This is a genomic window from Streptomyces sp. NPDC051133 (genome assembly GCF_040682635.1).
Classification (GTDB): domain Bacteria; phylum Actinomycetota; class Actinomycetes; order Streptomycetales; family Streptomycetaceae; genus Streptomyces.
On sequence record NZ_JBFBBK010000017.1, the window covers coordinates 77,834 to 92,234 of the forward strand.

The 14,401-nt window shown below is 72.7% G+C and carries 12 protein-coding genes; 6 read left to right on the forward strand and 6 right to left on the reverse strand.

Going from position 1 to position 14,401, the window contains the following annotated elements; translation table 11 throughout:
• Positions 1 to 66: 66 nt before the first annotated feature.
• Positions 67 to 1,689: an alpha/beta hydrolase gene (locus AB0N17_RS19120; protein WP_366012533.1), complete on the reverse strand. Its 1,623-nt coding sequence runs from the start codon at positions 1,687 to 1,689 to the stop codon at positions 67 to 69.
• Between the two features lie 274 nt (positions 1,690 to 1,963).
• Between AB0N17_RS19120 and AB0N17_RS19125 the strand changes: the two genes are divergently transcribed.
• Together AB0N17_RS19125 and AB0N17_RS19130 are read left to right on the forward strand one after the other, a co-directional pair.
• The gene (locus AB0N17_RS19125) at positions 1,964 to 2,632 is read left to right on the forward strand and encodes a chaplin (RefSeq protein WP_366012534.1); all 669 of its coding nucleotides are present in this window, start codon (positions 1,964 to 1,966) and stop codon (positions 2,630 to 2,632) included.
• 145 nt (positions 2,633 to 2,777) lie between these two features.
• Positions 2,778 to 3,632 carry a GNAT family N-acetyltransferase gene (locus AB0N17_RS19130; protein WP_366012535.1) on the forward strand — a complete coding sequence of 285 codons (855 nt, stop codon included), beginning with the start codon at positions 2,778 to 2,780 and terminating at the stop codon, positions 3,630 to 3,632.
• A gap of 190 nt (positions 3,633 to 3,822) precedes the next feature.
• Here AB0N17_RS19130 and AB0N17_RS19135 read toward each other — a convergent pair whose 3' ends face one another.
• Positions 3,823 to 4,305, reverse strand: coding sequence for a nucleoside deaminase (locus tag AB0N17_RS19135; RefSeq protein ID WP_366012536.1), 483 nt, complete (start codon positions 4,303 to 4,305; stop codon positions 3,823 to 3,825).
• A complete protein-coding gene (locus tag AB0N17_RS19140; RefSeq protein WP_366012537.1) occupies positions 4,289 to 5,587 on the reverse strand; it encodes an MFS transporter in 1,299 nt (432 codons plus the stop codon). Before AB0N17_RS19140 ends, AB0N17_RS19135 begins: the two co-directional genes overlap by 17 nt.
• A 59-nt stretch (positions 5,588 to 5,646) precedes the next feature.
• Between AB0N17_RS19140 and AB0N17_RS19145 the strand changes: the two genes are divergently transcribed.
• Entirely contained in the window at positions 5,647 to 6,048 is a 402-nt protein-coding gene (locus AB0N17_RS19145) for a MerR family transcriptional regulator (protein ID WP_366012538.1), read from the forward strand.
• 9 nt (positions 6,049 to 6,057) lie between these two features.
• On the forward strand, positions 6,058 to 6,834 hold the full coding sequence (locus AB0N17_RS19150) for a GNAT family N-acetyltransferase (protein WP_366012539.1): 777 nt from the start codon (positions 6,058 to 6,060) through the stop codon (positions 6,832 to 6,834).
• Positions 6,835 to 6,842: 8 nt separating this feature from the next.
• Here the strand turns inward: AB0N17_RS19150 and AB0N17_RS19155 are convergent, their stop codons facing one another.
• Positions 6,843 to 7,106 (reverse strand): GlsB/YeaQ/YmgE family stress response membrane protein, encoded by a 264-nt coding sequence (locus AB0N17_RS19155; protein ID WP_366012540.1) that lies wholly within the window; start codon positions 7,104 to 7,106, stop codon positions 6,843 to 6,845.
• A gap of 212 nt (positions 7,107 to 7,318) precedes the next feature.
• On the opposite strand from AB0N17_RS19155, the gene AB0N17_RS19160 reads away from it, so the two are divergent.
• Positions 7,319 to 8,773: a hydrolase gene (locus AB0N17_RS19160; RefSeq protein ID WP_366012541.1), complete on the forward strand. Its 1,455-nt coding sequence runs from the start codon at positions 7,319 to 7,321 to the stop codon at positions 8,771 to 8,773.
• Positions 8,774 to 8,812: 39 nt separating this feature from the next.
• On the opposite strand, the gene AB0N17_RS19165 is transcribed toward AB0N17_RS19160, so the two are convergent.
• Both AB0N17_RS19165 and AB0N17_RS19170 read right to left on the reverse strand, forming a co-directional pair.
• Positions 8,813 to 11,521: an exo-beta-D-glucosaminidase gene (locus AB0N17_RS19165; protein ID WP_366012542.1), complete on the reverse strand. Its 2,709-nt coding sequence runs from the start codon at positions 11,519 to 11,521 to the stop codon at positions 8,813 to 8,815.
• 88 nt (positions 11,522 to 11,609) lie between these two features.
• Positions 11,610 to 12,812, reverse strand: a complete 1,203-nt coding sequence (locus tag AB0N17_RS19170) for an ROK family transcriptional regulator (RefSeq protein ID WP_366012627.1) — start codon at positions 12,810 to 12,812, stop codon at positions 11,610 to 11,612.
• 117 nt (positions 12,813 to 12,929) lie between these two features.
• On the opposite strand from AB0N17_RS19170, the gene AB0N17_RS19175 reads away from it, so the two are divergent.
• A complete protein-coding gene (locus tag AB0N17_RS19175; protein WP_366012543.1) occupies positions 12,930 to 14,363 on the forward strand; it encodes an APC family permease in 1,434 nt (477 codons plus the stop codon).
• Positions 14,364 to 14,401 lie beyond the last annotated feature (38 nt).

The window sequence follows — 14,401 nt, forward strand, 5'->3', positions numbered from 1 at the left end:
GTGACGGCGGGGATGCGCGGAAGGTTGTGCCGGTTTGCGGTCTGTTACCCGGTTGCGCCCTTCCGGTCATCGGCCGGCGGTGCCGGTGACGGCGCTCCACTCCTTCCCGTTCGCGGGGCAGGAGCTGCCGCTCGGCGGCAGGGAGCCGTACAGGAGGAAGTCGTCGATCCTGCTGTGCACACAGGCGGAGGAGCTGTACCCGGTGTGGCCGTCGCCCTTGTTGTCGAGCACCACGGCCGACGACCCGAGCCGCTTCGCCGTCTCCTCGGTCCACCGGTACGGCGTCGCCGGGTCGCCGCGGGTGCCCACGAGCAGCATCTTCGCCGAGGGGACGTTCTTCACCCGGTCCCGTATGAAGTCGGTGCCCTTGGGGCGGCCGTAGCACATGAGCAGTTGGTTCAGCCGGTAGCGGCCGAAGATCGGGGAGGCCTGGTCGTAGGCGGCCCGCAGGTCCGCGAGGTCCTTGGTGAGCCGGGCCGCGCTCGGCCGGTCGGGGTCGTCCGCGCAGTTGATCGCCATCAGCGCGGCGGGCAGGTTGTCCGTCGGCACGTTCTGCGGATCGACCAGGCCGGCGTTCGCGGGGTGCCGGTCGTGGTCCCCGCCGCTGCGCACGGGGAGACCGATGCCGCTCGTGGTGAAGTTGAGTACACCCCGGGTGTCGCCGTCCTGGACGAGCGAGGCCAGGGCGCGCTCCAGCGACGGCCACAGGTCCCTGCTGTACAGGGCCTGCCCGATGGCGCCCACCAGGTCCTGTCCGGACAGGAAGCCGCCGAAGTCGGAGGGCGCCGGATGGTCGTCGAGCGAGCGCACCAGCCGCACGATCTGCTCCCCGGCCGCACGCCGGTCCTGGCCGAACGGACACGCGACGTCCGTCGTACACCAGTCCAGGAAGTCGTCCAGCGCCGTCTGCTGGCCCTCGGCGCCCGCGACCCCCTGCTCGGACAGCGGCTCGGTCAGCGTGTCCACGCCGTCGAGGACGAGCCGGCCGACCTGGTGCGGGAACTGCGCCGCGTACACCGCGCCGAGCCGCGTCCCGTAGGAGAAGCCGAGGTAGTTGAGCTTCTTGTCGCCGAGCGCCTGGCGGATGACGTCCAGGTCGCGGGAGGCGTCCACGGTGCCGATGTGGGGCAGCACCGGGCCGGAGTTCCGGGCGCACTCGTCGGCGGCCCGCCGCAGCTCCTCGAGCATGGCCCGGGGGTGGCCGATGTCGGCGCTCTGGGCCTTCGCCTGGGCGTCGTCACCGCCCTCGCCGCAGCTGACGGGGGAGGAGCGGCCGACGCCGCGCGGGTCGAAGCTGACCACGTCGTAGCCGTTGGTCAGGTCCATGAACTGTCTGCCGTCGGTGGCCAGTTCGCTGATGCCCGAGCCGCCCGGGCCGCCGAAGTTCAGCAGTACCGAGCCCTGGGACTTCCCGGTGGCGCGGTAGCGGGCCAGCGCCAGGTCGAGCGTGCCCTCGCGCGGCCGGGCGTAGTCGAGCGGGACGGTGACCTTCCCGCACTGCAGGTCCTTCGGCATGTCCGGGCCCGCGCAGGCACCCCAGGTCAGCTTCTGCCGGTAGAACCGGGTCAGGTCGGGCGGTGACCCGTCGGCCGCGGCCGCGGGCAGTCCGGCCCCGATCAGCGCCAGGGCGAGGACTCCGGCGCCCGCGCAACGCCGCACCGCGGGCCGTGTGGACAGGTTGGCCAGCATCGACAGCCTCCTGGGGCGCTCGCCGCGGACCGGGGACAGCGTCCTTACGATCACCATAAGCGGGCCCCGGACGGCCCGCCTCCGGGCGAGCGGGACCGCTCCCGGTGCCGTACTCTTCGCTCCCCTTGATGATCATTGAGCCGCTTTGCAGGCAGTTCGATAACACTGTCGCTCGATGGGGTGAAAGACCGATTAGCCATAACTCGGATGGTTCCTCTGCGTTTCAAGAGGTGCGGGCGACTGCCCGCGACGAAGTCTGGAAGGCAGGGAACCTATGAGACGGGCTACTCGTAACGGTGTGCTGGCCGTCGCCGCCGCGTCCGGCGCGATGGCCGTGGCGCTGCCGGTGTCCGCCGCCTTCGCGGCCGACGGCGCCGGCGCCGAGGGTTCGGCGGCCGGCTCGCCGGGGCTGATCTCCGGCAACGGTGTCCAGCTCCCGGTGCATGTCCCGGTCAACGTGTGCGGCAACACCGTGAACGTCGTGGGGCTGCTCAATCCGGCCGCGGGCAACGCCTGCGCGAACACCGGCGGGGGAGCCGGCACGGGTGGCACGGCCGCTTCCGGCGGAGCCTCGGCCCACGGTGGTACGAAGGACTCGCCCGGCGTGCTCTCCGGCAACGGCATCCAGCTCCCCGTCGACCTCCCGGTGAACGTCACCGGAAACAGCGTCGACGTGGTCGGGATCGGCAACCCGGCGACGGGCAACCAGTCGGTCAACGGCCCCGGCGACCAGTCCGCCACCCCCAGCCCGGCCCCCAAGCCCCCGGCCCCCGTGCGGCACCGCCCCGTTCCGCGGACGCCCGCCCCGGCGGCCCCGCAGGCGACGTCCACGCTGGCGCACACCGGCACGGACCTCACCGCTCCGGCCGTCGCCGGCAGCGCCGCGCTGCTGCTCACCGGCGTGGCGCTCTACCGCCGCTTCCGTCCCGGACGCGCCGGCTGACCCACCCCCTCCAAGGCCCCACCGGACGCCGGCCCGGTGGGGTCTCGTGCGGTCCGCAACGGCTGATCTCCCCATGGCGGGGGCCCCTGTTGATCGGGAAGGATGCGGCACGTCACTCCGACCCCGACCGAAACGGAGCGCACCGATGACCGCTGCGGCCCCCCAGGACCTCGTCGTCACCCAGGCCACCCTCGCCGACTGGCCGGTGATCAGCGGGTGGGCGGCCGCGGAGGGCTGGAACCCCGGGCTGTCCGACGGGCCCGCGTTCTTCGCCCAGGACCCCGACGGGTTCTTCCTCGGCCGGATCGACGGGGAGCCGGTGTCGGCCGTCTCCGTCGTCAACTACGGCGCCGGCTACGCGTTCCTCGGCTGCTACCTGGTCCGCCCGGACCTGCGCGGCCAGGGCCACGGCCTCACCACCTGGAAGACCGCGCTGGCCCACGCGGGGGAACGCACCGTCGGTCTGGACGGAGTCGTCGCCCAGCAGGACAACTACCGCGAGTCCGGCTTCGAACTCGCCTACCGCACGGTCCGCTTCTCCGGCACCGCCCCCGGGGCCGAGGCGCCCGCCGGCATCCGTCCGGCCGGACCCGCCGACCTGGCCGCGATCACCGCCTACGACGGAGCCTGCTCGCCGGCCGACCGTCCGCGCTTCCTCGCCGAGTGGCTCACCGGCCCCGGCCACCGGGCCCTCGTCCGGCACGACGGCGGACGCCTCACCGGCTACGGCGTGATCCGCCCCGGCCACGACAGCCTGCGCATCGGCCCCCTCTTCGCCGACACCGCCGACGACGCCCGGGCCCTGTTCGCCGCCCTCACCGCCGACGTCGCCGGCCGCGAGGTCGCCATCGACGTGCCCGAGCCCAACGCGGCCGGGGTCGCGCTCGCCGAAGAGGCCGGATTCCGCGCCTCGTTCGAGACCGCCCGCATGTACACCGGACCGGTCCGCGAGCACGCCCGCGAGCGGGTGTTCGGCGTCACCACGCTCGAACTGGGGTGAGTCTCCGGCGCGGTCCACGTGTTGGCGCACAGGCGCGGTCCGCGGGGAAACGGTGGTGGACGTACCGTGGGCGCCCAACTCATGGGGTCAGGGCGTGAGTCGAACGGGTGAGCCGATGTGCACCGGGCCGGTCCGCGCGCACGCCCGGGTGCGGGTGCCCCGCGTCGCCGCTCTCGAACTCGGCCGGCACTCAGGCGTGTCGCGTGCGGAAGCGGTGGTGGAGGGCCCGTACCTCCGCCACCAGCTGAGGCACCGGACCCTCGACGGCCACGCCGGGCGCGACCTCCCGCACGGCCAGCGCCCGCACCGGCGCCTGCGGGGCGCCCAGCTCGTCCAGCCAGGCGGTGAGCTGAGCGGACGAGGCGATGTACACGATGCGGCCGAGCCCCACCCAGGCATGTGCCGCCGCGCACATGGGGCAGTGCTCACCGGACGTGTACACGGTCGCCGCCGCCCGCTCCCCGGGAGTCAGGTGCGCGGCCGACCAGCGGGCCAGCTCGAACTCCGGGTGCCGGGTGTGGTCTCCGCCGGCCACCCGGTTGCGGTCCTCCGCGAGCACCGTGCCGTCCGCCCCGACCAGCACCGACCCGAAGGGCTCGTCCCCGGCCTGGAGCGCCTCGGCCGCCAGCTCCACACAGCGGCGCAGGTGCCGCAGCTCATCGTCCTTCACCATCGGCCACCGACCTCCTCGCGTCATGATCTCCGGCCACGCGGGCCACGGCCACCGGTACCGGCCCGGCCGAGGTCCCTGCCTCGCGGGCAACGGCGCGCCGGGCGGAGGGGAAGGCGTGCCGGCGGCCCACCGCGACCGTCGTGAGCGCCAGCAGCACCGGGGGCAGCGCCGTCCAGGGCAGCGCCCCGGCGCCCAGAGTGTCGAGCGCCACGCCGCCGGTGAGCGAACCGGCGGCGATCCCCGCGTTGTACACCGTGGTCTGCAGCGAGGTCGCCACATCGGCGTCGGCCGGACCCGAGGCGTCGACCAGCGCCGTCTGGATCAGCGTCGGCGCGCCGCCGAAGGCGACCCCCCACAGGGCGACGGCGCCGAGCAGCAGCGGATGCACCACGGCGGCCGGCCCCAGCGCCGCCAGCACACCGGCGAGAAGGGCGAGCGCCGCGAGCAGCGTGCCGCGCAGCCGCCGGTCGGCCAGCACCCCCGCGACCCAGATCCCGGCCACCGTGGCGCCCCCGAACACCGCGAGCAGCAGGCCCGTGCGCCCGAACCCGGCATGCTCGGCGAACGGGGCGGCGTACGTGTACATCACCTGGTGCCCCAGCAGCAGGAACAGGGTCACGGACAGCACCGGGCGGATCCCGGGCCGACGGGCCACCCGGGCGAGGGGCACGCGCGCGTGCGCCGGTTCGCCGGGGAAGTCCGGCACCCGCAGCCGTACCCATCCCGCGAGCAGGACGGCGAACCCGGCCAGCGCCCCGAACGCCGCCCGCCAGCCCACCGCGCCGGCGAGCGCGGTGCCGGCGGGCACCCCGAGCGCCAGGGCCAGGGTGATTCCGGCGAGCACGATCGCGATGGCCCGGCCGCGGCGCTCGGCCGGCACCATCCGGGCCGCGTGGCCGACCAGCATCGCCCACAGCGTGCCGCCCGTCGCCCCGGCGAGCAGCCGGGCCGCACACGTCAGCGGGTACGACGACGACAGCGCCACCAGCGCGTCGCTGACCGCGAAGCCCAGCAGCGCGCCGTACAGCACCGGGCGCCGAGGCAGCCCGCGCAGGGCGGCGGTGACGGGGAAGGCGGCCAGGAAGGAGGCCGCCGCGTAGGCGGTGACCAGGAATCCGATCCGGGACTCGGCGACCCCGAGCGGCCGCGCCATCGCGGGCAGCAGGCCGGCCGGAAGCAGTTCCGTCATGACGGCGGTGAACGCGGCGCAGGACAGGGCCAGGAGCCCGGGCCACGGCAATGCACCGTCCCTGACCTGGAAGGAAGTGGAAGTCACGGTCATGCGACCATGGTCGGAGCCTGACATCAGTGTGAAGGTCAAGCGCGGACCTGGAGGCGGCCATGCGGATCGGTGAACTCTCGCGCCGCACGGGCGTCCCGGCCCGGCTGCTGCGCTACTACGAGGAACAGGACCTCCTGCACCCCGAGCGGGGCGCCAACGGCTACCGCGGCTACGCCGAGTCCGCGGTCGCCGACGTCCGGCAGATCCGCGGCCTGCTGGACTCCGGTCTGACCACCGAGATGATCCGCGCGATCCTGCCGTACCTCTCCGGGCCGGGCGAGCTGCATCCGCCCGCCGCCTGCGTCACCCCCGAGACGGCCGCCCTGCTGCAGGGGCACATCGACCGCATCCAGTCCCGCATCGACTGTCTGGCCCGCAACCGTGACCGGCTCAGCGCCTACCTGGCCGCCGTACGGCCCGCGGACGACAACCCCGTTGCCCGCCGGGAACGTTCCTGCTGAGCTGGGTCCATGGATCACACGGCGGTACTCGCGCACTACGACCGCGAGATGCGCGAGCACGCGGCTCCCGACGGCCCCGGTGCCCGGATCGAGCGGTCCGGCGCGGTGGTGCGGCAGGTCGCGGACGCCCGGGGCTGGAACGGCGTGCTCTGGTCCGATCTGGACCCGGCGCGCGCGGACCGGGCGATCGCCGCGCAGATCGCCCGCTTCACCTCCCTCGGGCGCGACTTCGAGTGGAAGCTCTACGGCCACGACCGGCCGGCCGATCTCGGGGCCCGGCTCGCCGCCGCCGGATTCCGGGCCGGGCCCGAGGAGACGCTGATGATCGGCGAGGCCGGGCGGATCGCCCCGGACGCCGGACCGCCCCCGGGCATCCGTCTCGTGCGGGCCACCGACCCGGCCGGCGTCGACCTCGTGGTGGGAGTGCACGCGAAGGTCTTCGGCACGGACGGCTCCCGGCTGCGGCACCGGATGCTCGCACGCCTCGCCGCCGACCCCGGCACGGTCGTCGCGGTGGTCGCGCTCGCCGGGGACGAACCCGTCGCGGCCGCCCGGATGGAGCTGGTGCCCGGCGCCCGGTTCGCCGGGCTGTGGGGCGGCGGCACCGTCGAGGCCTGGCGGGGCCGGGGCGTCTACCGCGCGCTGGTCACTCACCGCGCCCGCGTCGCCGCCGCCCACGGCCACCGCTACCTCCAGGTCGACGCCTCACCCCTGAGCTGCCCGATCCTCGAGCGCCTCGGCTTCCATCCGCTGACCACCACGACCCCTTATCTGTACGGGAGTTGAGCCCTGCATCAGCGGCGTAGCCGGGCCCGGTCCAGCGCCGCGACGCCCAGCGCGGCCAGGGCGATCTGGATGAACCACTCGATCCAGTCGGGCCCCTTGGTGTTCGCGACCCCGAACCCGGCGGCGATGGCCGAGCCGAGCAGGGCGGCCACGATGCCGACCACGATGGTCCACAGGATGCCGATGTGCTGCCGGCCGGGGACGACCAGCCGGCCGAGCACACCGATGATGAGCCCGATGACTATGGCACTGATGATGCCCGAGATCTCCATGTCCACCCCTTTTCGACAGGATCCCCACCCAGCATCTGCCCGCTGTGGGCGCAGGCACTCCGATCCGCTTATTACCGGGAGTTTCTGTTCACCCGGCCTTCATGCCATGTACCTTTCAACCAATCGACGCGTGTAGAACTCTCAACCAGGCTCTACGCGCGCAGACTTGGCGCCCGCACCGCCTCTCCCCACCCCTCATGGAGGTTCGCCGGATGCTTGGATCCAGGAGATCCCGCCGCAGACTCACCACCGCCCTGGCCGGATTCGGGCTGCTCCTCACCGGAGCCGCCGTCCAGCTCGGCGGCGGCACCGCCGCCCACGCGGCGACCACGCACCGCATCCTGTTCGACAACGCCCACGCCGAGACGGCCGGCAACGCCGACTGGATCATCTCCACCAGCCAGCCCGATCCCCTCGGCCAGGACTCCTCCCCGTCCGCCGAGACCGACTGGACCGGCGCCCTGTCCTCCTGGGGCGTGGCGCTGCAGAAGACCGGCGAATACAGCCTGAAGACGCTGCCGTCCGGTTCCAGCCTCAGCTACGGCGGCTCGTCCTCGACCGACCTGTCGAACTTCGACACGCTGGTCCTGCCGGAGCCCAACACGCTGTTCACGAGCGCCGAGAAGACGGCGATCATGAACTTCGTGAAGAACGGCGGCGGCCTGTTCATGGTCTCCGACCACACCGGCTCCGACCGCAACAACGACGGTGCCGACGCGGTCAAGATCCTCAACGACCTGATGACGAACAACAGCGTCGACTCCACCGACCCGTTCGGCTTCTCGATCGACTCGCTGAACATCGCCTCCGGCTACCCGGCCGCGATCAGCGACAGCACCGACCCCGTGCTGCACGGGTCCTTCGGCACGGTGACCAAGAGCCTGTTCGCCAACGGCACGACCGCCACCCTCAAGCCCGCCGACAACTCCTCCGTCAAGGGCCTTGTCTACCGCAGCGGTTACTCGGGCAACACCGGCGCCTTCTTCCTCACCAGCACCTTCGGCAGCGGCCGCATCGCCTTCTGGGGCGACAGCTCGCCGATCGACGACGGCACCGGCCAGTCCGGCAACACCCTGTACGACGGCTGGAACGACTCCGGCGCCACCAACGCGGCCCTCGCCCTCAACGCCACCGCCTGGCTGGCCGGCGCGGGCACCGGCAGCGGCGGCGGCGGAGGCGGCGGCGGCACCGGCACCTGCACGGCCGCCCAGCTCCTCGGCAACAGCGGCTTCGAGTCGGGCAACTCCACCTGGAGCGCCACCAGCGGTGTCATCACCAGCTCCAGCGGCGAGTCGCCCCGCTCCGGCTCGTACTACGCCTGGCTCGACGGCATGGGCACCGCCACCACCGACACCCTCTCCCAGTCGGTGACCGTCCCGTCCGGCTGCTCGGCGAGGCTCAGCTTCTACCTGCACGTCGACACGGACGAGACCACGACCGGCACGGCCTACGACACGCTCAAGGTCCAGGTCCTGAACGGCTCGGGCACGGTCCTCGGCACCCTGGCGACGTACTCGAACCTCAACGCCGCCTCGGGGTACACCCAGCGCAGCTTCGACCTCAGCGGCTACGCCGGGCAGACCGTCACCCTGAAGTTCACCGGCACCGAGGGCTCCAAGTACCAGACCTCGTTCGTCGTGGACGACACCGCGCTCGACGTGAGCTGAACCGGCCGGGGGCGGGCCGCCCGGCCCGCCCCCGTTCCGTCACGCCGCCGGCACCGTCCGCTCCGGCGTGTTCCAGCCGGACACGCGCACCCGGGGCGCCGATCCGCGCAGGCCGGCCGTCCGGTAGGTGGCGGTCAGCGTCACCGACTCACCCGGCCACAGGCTCACCTCGTTGTCCGACCAGCGCACCGGCAGCACCGGCGCCCCCCGGTCGTCGACGAGATGCGCGTCCGTCAGCAGCGCCGGGGTCGTACCGCTCCCGCTGTTGCGCAGGGTCACCGTCGTGGTCGAGGTGCCGTCCGCCGTCGTGGTCGCCGCCGTCACGGACACGGGGACCTGTGCCATCGAGGCGAGCCCCGTGAGGTCGGCGTAGCTCGTCGTCGGCGTGTAGTACCAGGTGCTGCCGTTCCAGTCGAGGGTGTCGGGCCGGGTGGACAGCCAGTAGACGTTCCGGCTGACCTCGTTGCCGGCCGGGTCCGTCAGCACCAGGCGCAGCAGACGGGTGCGCGCCGGCCCGCTCACCGAGGACGGCAGGGTGAGGGGGGTGGCGTGCGCCCCGTCGCCGTCCACCGTGACGGCGGGAATGCTCTTGTCGTACCTCTGCGTGCCGTCCGGGTCGAACAGGGTGGCCCGTGCGGTGAGCCCCCGCGCCGGCGTGTGCCGGCGGTTCACCACGACGACCGAGCGGTCGTCGTAGGAGTACTGGATGTGCAGCGGCTCGTTCGCCTTCTTCGCACCGAAGTAGGAGCCGTTCTGATCGAGGTAGCGGTCCGTGAGCTGCCAGTGCAGTGACGTCCAGCCGCTGTTGAACATCCAGTGGATCACCCCGGTGGCGGGCCGGCTGGTGTCCGTCGCATTGCGCCCGTACGCCTCGAACTGGGCCCGGACGTTCTCGTACTGGGCCAGCTGGGCCTTGCGGACGTAGTCGGTGAGCCCGGTGGGGGCGCCGTACCGGCCGGTGAGGGCCTTGTCGTAGATCTTGAGCGTGCCGAAGACGGAGGACGGCGAGCGGTGGTACTGCCGTGCCTGAGGGTCCTTCCAGAGCGAGTCGAGCTCGGCCGGCGTCATCATCCGCCGCAGGGTGTCCAGGGTGGGGATGCTCGGGCCCGCGCTGGTCTCGGAGTTGAAGCCGGTGGCTCCGCCCTCGCGCTTGGCGTACCAGTAGCCGGGCGGCACCCACTCGTAGGGGCCGGTCATCTTCATGCCCGAGGCGCCGAGCCGTGGTGAGGACTTCTCGGAGGCGGCGGGGACCACGGGGGTGGGCCAGTCGGCGGCCTCCAGGGCGTCCAGGTAGTCCTTCTCGATCGTCGCGTCCGGGGCGGCGTCGCTGCCGATCAGGAAGGAGAGCACGCTCGGGTGGTCGCGCAGCCGGGCGGCCTCGGCGGCCATGGACGCCTTCGCGACCGCGTGGTCGGCGTCGCTCCACTTCTCCCCGGAGCCGTCGGGGTTGACGTCGCCCTCCCACTTGTCGCAGCACTCCCAGCCCGGCAGCGTGAGGACGCCGTGACGGTCGGCCAGGTCGAAGAACTCGTCGGGCTCCAGGTGGCCTTCCAGGCGGATGGTGTTCAGGCCCAGGTCGACGGCGTACTTCAGCCGGTCCTCGGCGTAGGAGCGGTCCCAGCGCAGGAACTCGTCCGGGGACCAGCCGCCGCCCCTGACCAGCAGCGGGCGGCCGTTGATCCGGTACTGGCGGGCGCCGTCGGAGTTCAACGGTGCCCGCACGTCGCGGATCCCGAAGGCCGTGTGCGCGGTGTCCGACGTGGTGCCGGCGACGGTGGCGGTGAGGTCGAGGTCGTACATCGGCTGGTCGCCCATGCCGGCCGGCCACCACACCTTCGGCGAGGTCAGGTGCAGGCCGGGCACGTCGGCGGGGGAGAGGGTGACGGTCTTCGTCTCGTGGGCGGCGAGCGCGACGGCCTTGGTGAAACGCGTGCCGGCGACCCGGCCGGAGATCTCGGCCGTGACCGCGCCGCCGGAGTCGTTGCGGGCCCGGGCCCGCACCGTCAGGTCGGCCGTGGCCAGCGACGGCACGGCCAGATCGGTGACCACGTGCGCGTCGCGCAGCGCGACCGGGCCGCCCCTGCGGACCACGACGTCGCGGACGATGCCCATGTTCCGGTCGGGCGGCGGCTGCAGCCAGTCGAGCCAGCCCATGGTGAGGTCCTTGTCCGGATCGTTCGGCCTGATCCGGAGGGCGACCGTGTTGGTGCCGGCCCTGACCAGCGAGGTGACGTCCAGCTCGTGCCGGGTGTAGGCGCCGGTGACGTCCGCCGCCCGGGCCACCTGGTGCCCGTTGACGTAGACGTCCGCGGCCGAGATCACACCGCTGACGTCGAGGGAGGTGCGCCGGGCGGTGTCCTCGAGGGTGAAGTCGGACCGGTACCACCAGGGCACCTGGAAGTCGGCGCGCGGGATCTTCTGCAGGTTCGTGGAGTGGAACGGGTCGGCGTACACGCCGTCGGCGAGCAGCGCGGCCAGCACCGTGGACCGGGGACCCGCCGGGTACCAGTCCGTCGCCGGATAGGCGGGAGAGGAGACGGCCTCAGGGGAGTCGTCGACCTTCGCCGATGACTGGATGGCGTAGCCGGCGAGCGGGGTTGCGGTGCCGGCGGCGGAGGGGACGGGGGTGATCCGGGCCGGACGCTGCCGCGGTGCCGCGTCCCAGGCGCCGGCGGTGAGCGGGGCCAGCAGGCCGAACGCCAGGGCGGCCGTGACGAGCCTGCGGCGGGGGGCGGGGCGACGGAACACGGCGGTCTCCAGCCTTGTAAAGTTAGGAAACTTTACTAACCGGAGGCACGCTAGGGCGCCGTACCGAGAGTGTCAACGACCGTGGCCGTCAGGGGCGGTGACCCGCCGGCGTTTCGGCCGTTCGGCGTGCGAAGACCAGCTCCCTGGCCGTGTCCAGCGCCGTGGCGACCGCCCCGAGCAGCACCGCGTCCTCGCCGAGCCGGCTCGGGGCGATCCGCGGGCGCAGCGGGGTGAGGGCGCGCAGCCGGTCCCGGACCGGGCCGAGCAGCAGGTCGACGCTGTGGCCGACGCCGCCGCCGAGCACCACGAGGTCCGGGTCGAGCACGGCGGTGGCAGCCGCCACGGTGTGCGCGATCCGCTCGCCCTCCAGCTCGACCGCCCGCACCGCGGCCGGATCGCCCCGCCGGGCCGCGTCGAAGACGGCCTTCGCCGTGAGCTGCCCGCTCATCCCGAAGTGCCGGGCGGCCTCCACCACCGCCACGCCGGACACCGCGTCCTCCAGACGCTCCGGCTTCTGCCGCCCCGGCCAGGGCAGGAAGCCGATCTCCCCGGCCAGCCCGTGCGCCCCCGTGAACAGCCGGCCCTCGCTGACGACCCCCATGCCGAGACCGGTGCCGATCAGCAGGTACGCGAACAGCCGGCTGCCCGCGCCGACGCCGAAGGTGTACTCGCCGAGAGCCGCCAGATTGGCGTCGTTGTGCACCTCCAGGGGCACCCCCAGCTCCTCGCGCATCCGGTCGACGAGCCCGGCGCGCCCCCAGCCCGGCAGATGCATCGCGTACCGCACCCGCCGCCGCTGCTCGTCGTACACCCCCGGGGTGCCGACCACCCCGTGCACCACCTCCGCCGGGTCCACGCCCGAGTTCGCGATCACCTGGCGGGCGGTGTCCACGACCAGTCCGGCCAGGGCGGCCGAGGCCCGGGCCCGGTTGCGCACGTCGGACCGGGCGACGACAGAGCCGTCCAGGTCGGCCACCGCCACCCGCAGCCAGCCCCGGCCTATGTCCACGCCGAGCGCGTACCCGGCGGCCGGGTCGGGGGCGTAGAGCACGGCCGTGCGTCCGCGCTCCGGGGCGTGGGTGCCCGCCTCGTGGACCAGACCGGCCTTCTCCAGCGAGGCCAGAGCGCTGGAGACCGTCGGCTTCGACAGGCCGGTCTCCCGGGCCAGTTGGGCACGTGACGCGGCGCCGAGGGCGCGCAGCCGGTCCAGCAGGAGCCGCTCGTTGGTGCTGCGCAGACGCCTGCGGCTCCAGGGCTGTTCGTGCTGATCCATGACGTCACCGGCGGCCATCGCACCATTCTCGTGCATTCCCCGCGCATACTTGACGCGTCTAGTAAGGCTCCTTAACTTTATCGGCCAGTCGGCCCCGCCGGGTGCCGTCGAGCGCGCGTCGCGTCAGGAGTCCCCATGTCCGGTAGCCCGCCACCCACGGGTGGATTCGTCCGTCGCGTCGGCCAGTTCCAGGCGACGGCCATCAACATGAGCCAGATGTGCGGCATCGGCCCGTTCGTGACCATCCCGCTGATGGTCGCCGCGTTCGGCGGTCCGCAGGCGGTCATCGGGTTCGTCGCGGGGGCGGTCCTCGCGCTGTGCGACGGACTGGTCTGGGCCGAGCTGGGCGCCTCGATGCCCGGCTCCGGCGGCAGTTACGTCTATCTGCGCCAGGCCTTCCAGTACCGCACCGGCCGCCTCATGCCGTTCCTCTTCGTGTGGACGGCGATGCTCTTCATCCCGCTGATCATGTCCACGGGCGTGGTCGGCTTCGTCCAGTACCTGGGCTATCTCGCCCCGGGGCTGGGCCGCACGGAGGGCGATCTGATCGGGCTCGGTGTCATCGTCCTGGTCGTGGTGCTGCTCTGGCGCGGCATCGAGCACATCGCCCGGATCACCGCCGTGATGTGGACGGTGATGATCGCATCCGTGCTCCTGGTGATCGTCGCGGCGGCCACCGACTTCAGCCCGCACCTGGCCTTCACCTACCCGGCCCACGCCTTCGACCTGACGAGCGACCACTTCTGGCTCGGCTTCGCCGGGGGCCTGACCATCGGCATCTACGACTACCTCGGCTACAACACCACCGCCTACATGGGTGCCGAGATCAAGAACCCGGGCCGTACGCTGCCCCGCTCGATCCTCTTCTCCATCCTCGGCATCATGGCGATCTACCTGCTGCTGCAGATCGGCACCCTCGGCGTCGTCGACTGGCACCGGATGACCGACCCGCACGACATCGCCTCCACCTCGGTGGCCTCCGCGGTGCTGGAGGAGACCTGGGGCAAGGGGGCCGCCGACACGGTCACCGTGCTCATCCTCGTCACCGCCTTCGCCTCGGTGTTCACCGGCCTGCTGGGCGGCTCCCGGGTGCCCTACGACGCGGCCCGCGACCGGGTCTTCTTCCGGCCGTACGAGCGGCTGCACCCGAAGCACCGCTTCCCGATGCTGGGACTGGCCACGATGGGCGTGATCACCGCCGTCGGGTTCCTCATCGGCCGCCACACCGACCTCGCCACCCTGATCCAGCTGCTCACCACGGTGATGGTGATCGTCCAGGCGCTCGCCCAGATCGTCGCCCTGTCCGTCCTGCGCCGACGGCAGCCGGAACTGCCCCGCCCCTACCGGATGTGGCTGTACCCCCTCCCGAGCGTCGTCGCCTTCGCCGGCTGGTGCGTCATCTACGGGTACGCCGACGAGAACTCGCCGGGCCGCCATCCCATCGAGTGGTCCCTGGCCTGGCTCGCCCTCGGCTGTGTGGCCTTCCTGGTCTGGGCGCGGACGGAGAAGGTGTGGCCGTTCGGTGCGAAAGAGGTCAGCGAGGAGTACGACGTCGTCGCGGTGAGCTAGATTTACCCGTGCACGTGCGATCCTCCCCGGCCCGGACC

What these genes read in the sequence shown, in the direction of transcription:
- AB0N17_RS19140 (WP_366012537.1), bottom strand. Translation starts at nt 5,587, where the DNA reads ATGACCGTGACTTCCACTTCCTTCCAGGTCAGGGACGGTGCATTGCCG.
- AB0N17_RS19145 (WP_366012538.1), top strand. Translation starts at nt 5,647, where the DNA reads ATGCGGATCGGTGAACTCTCGCGCCGCACGGGCGTCCCGGCCCGGCTG.
- AB0N17_RS19155 (WP_366012540.1), bottom strand. Translation starts at nt 7,106, where the DNA reads ATGGAGATCTCGGGCATCATCAGTGCCATAGTCATCGGGCTCATCATC.
- AB0N17_RS19130 (WP_366012535.1), top strand. Translation starts at nt 2,778, where the DNA reads ATGACCGCTGCGGCCCCCCAGGACCTCGTCGTCACCCAGGCCACCCTC.
- AB0N17_RS19150 (WP_366012539.1), top strand. Translation starts at nt 6,058, where the DNA reads ATGGATCACACGGCGGTACTCGCGCACTACGACCGCGAGATGCGCGAG.
- AB0N17_RS19170 (WP_366012627.1), bottom strand. Translation starts at nt 12,812, where the DNA reads ATGGCCGCCGGTGACGTCATGGATCAGCACGAACAGCCCTGGAGCCGC.
- AB0N17_RS19160 (WP_366012541.1), top strand. Translation starts at nt 7,319, where the DNA reads ATGCTTGGATCCAGGAGATCCCGCCGCAGACTCACCACCGCCCTGGCC.
- AB0N17_RS19120 (WP_366012533.1), bottom strand. Translation starts at nt 1,689, where the DNA reads ATGCTGGCCAACCTGTCCACACGGCCCGCGGTGCGGCGTTGCGCGGGC.
- AB0N17_RS19125 (WP_366012534.1), top strand. Translation starts at nt 1,964, where the DNA reads ATGAGACGGGCTACTCGTAACGGTGTGCTGGCCGTCGCCGCCGCGTCC.
- AB0N17_RS19135 (WP_366012536.1), bottom strand. Translation starts at nt 4,305, where the DNA reads ATGGTGAAGGACGATGAGCTGCGGCACCTGCGCCGCTGTGTGGAGCTG.
- AB0N17_RS19175 (WP_366012543.1), top strand. Translation starts at nt 12,930, where the DNA reads ATGTCCGGTAGCCCGCCACCCACGGGTGGATTCGTCCGTCGCGTCGGC.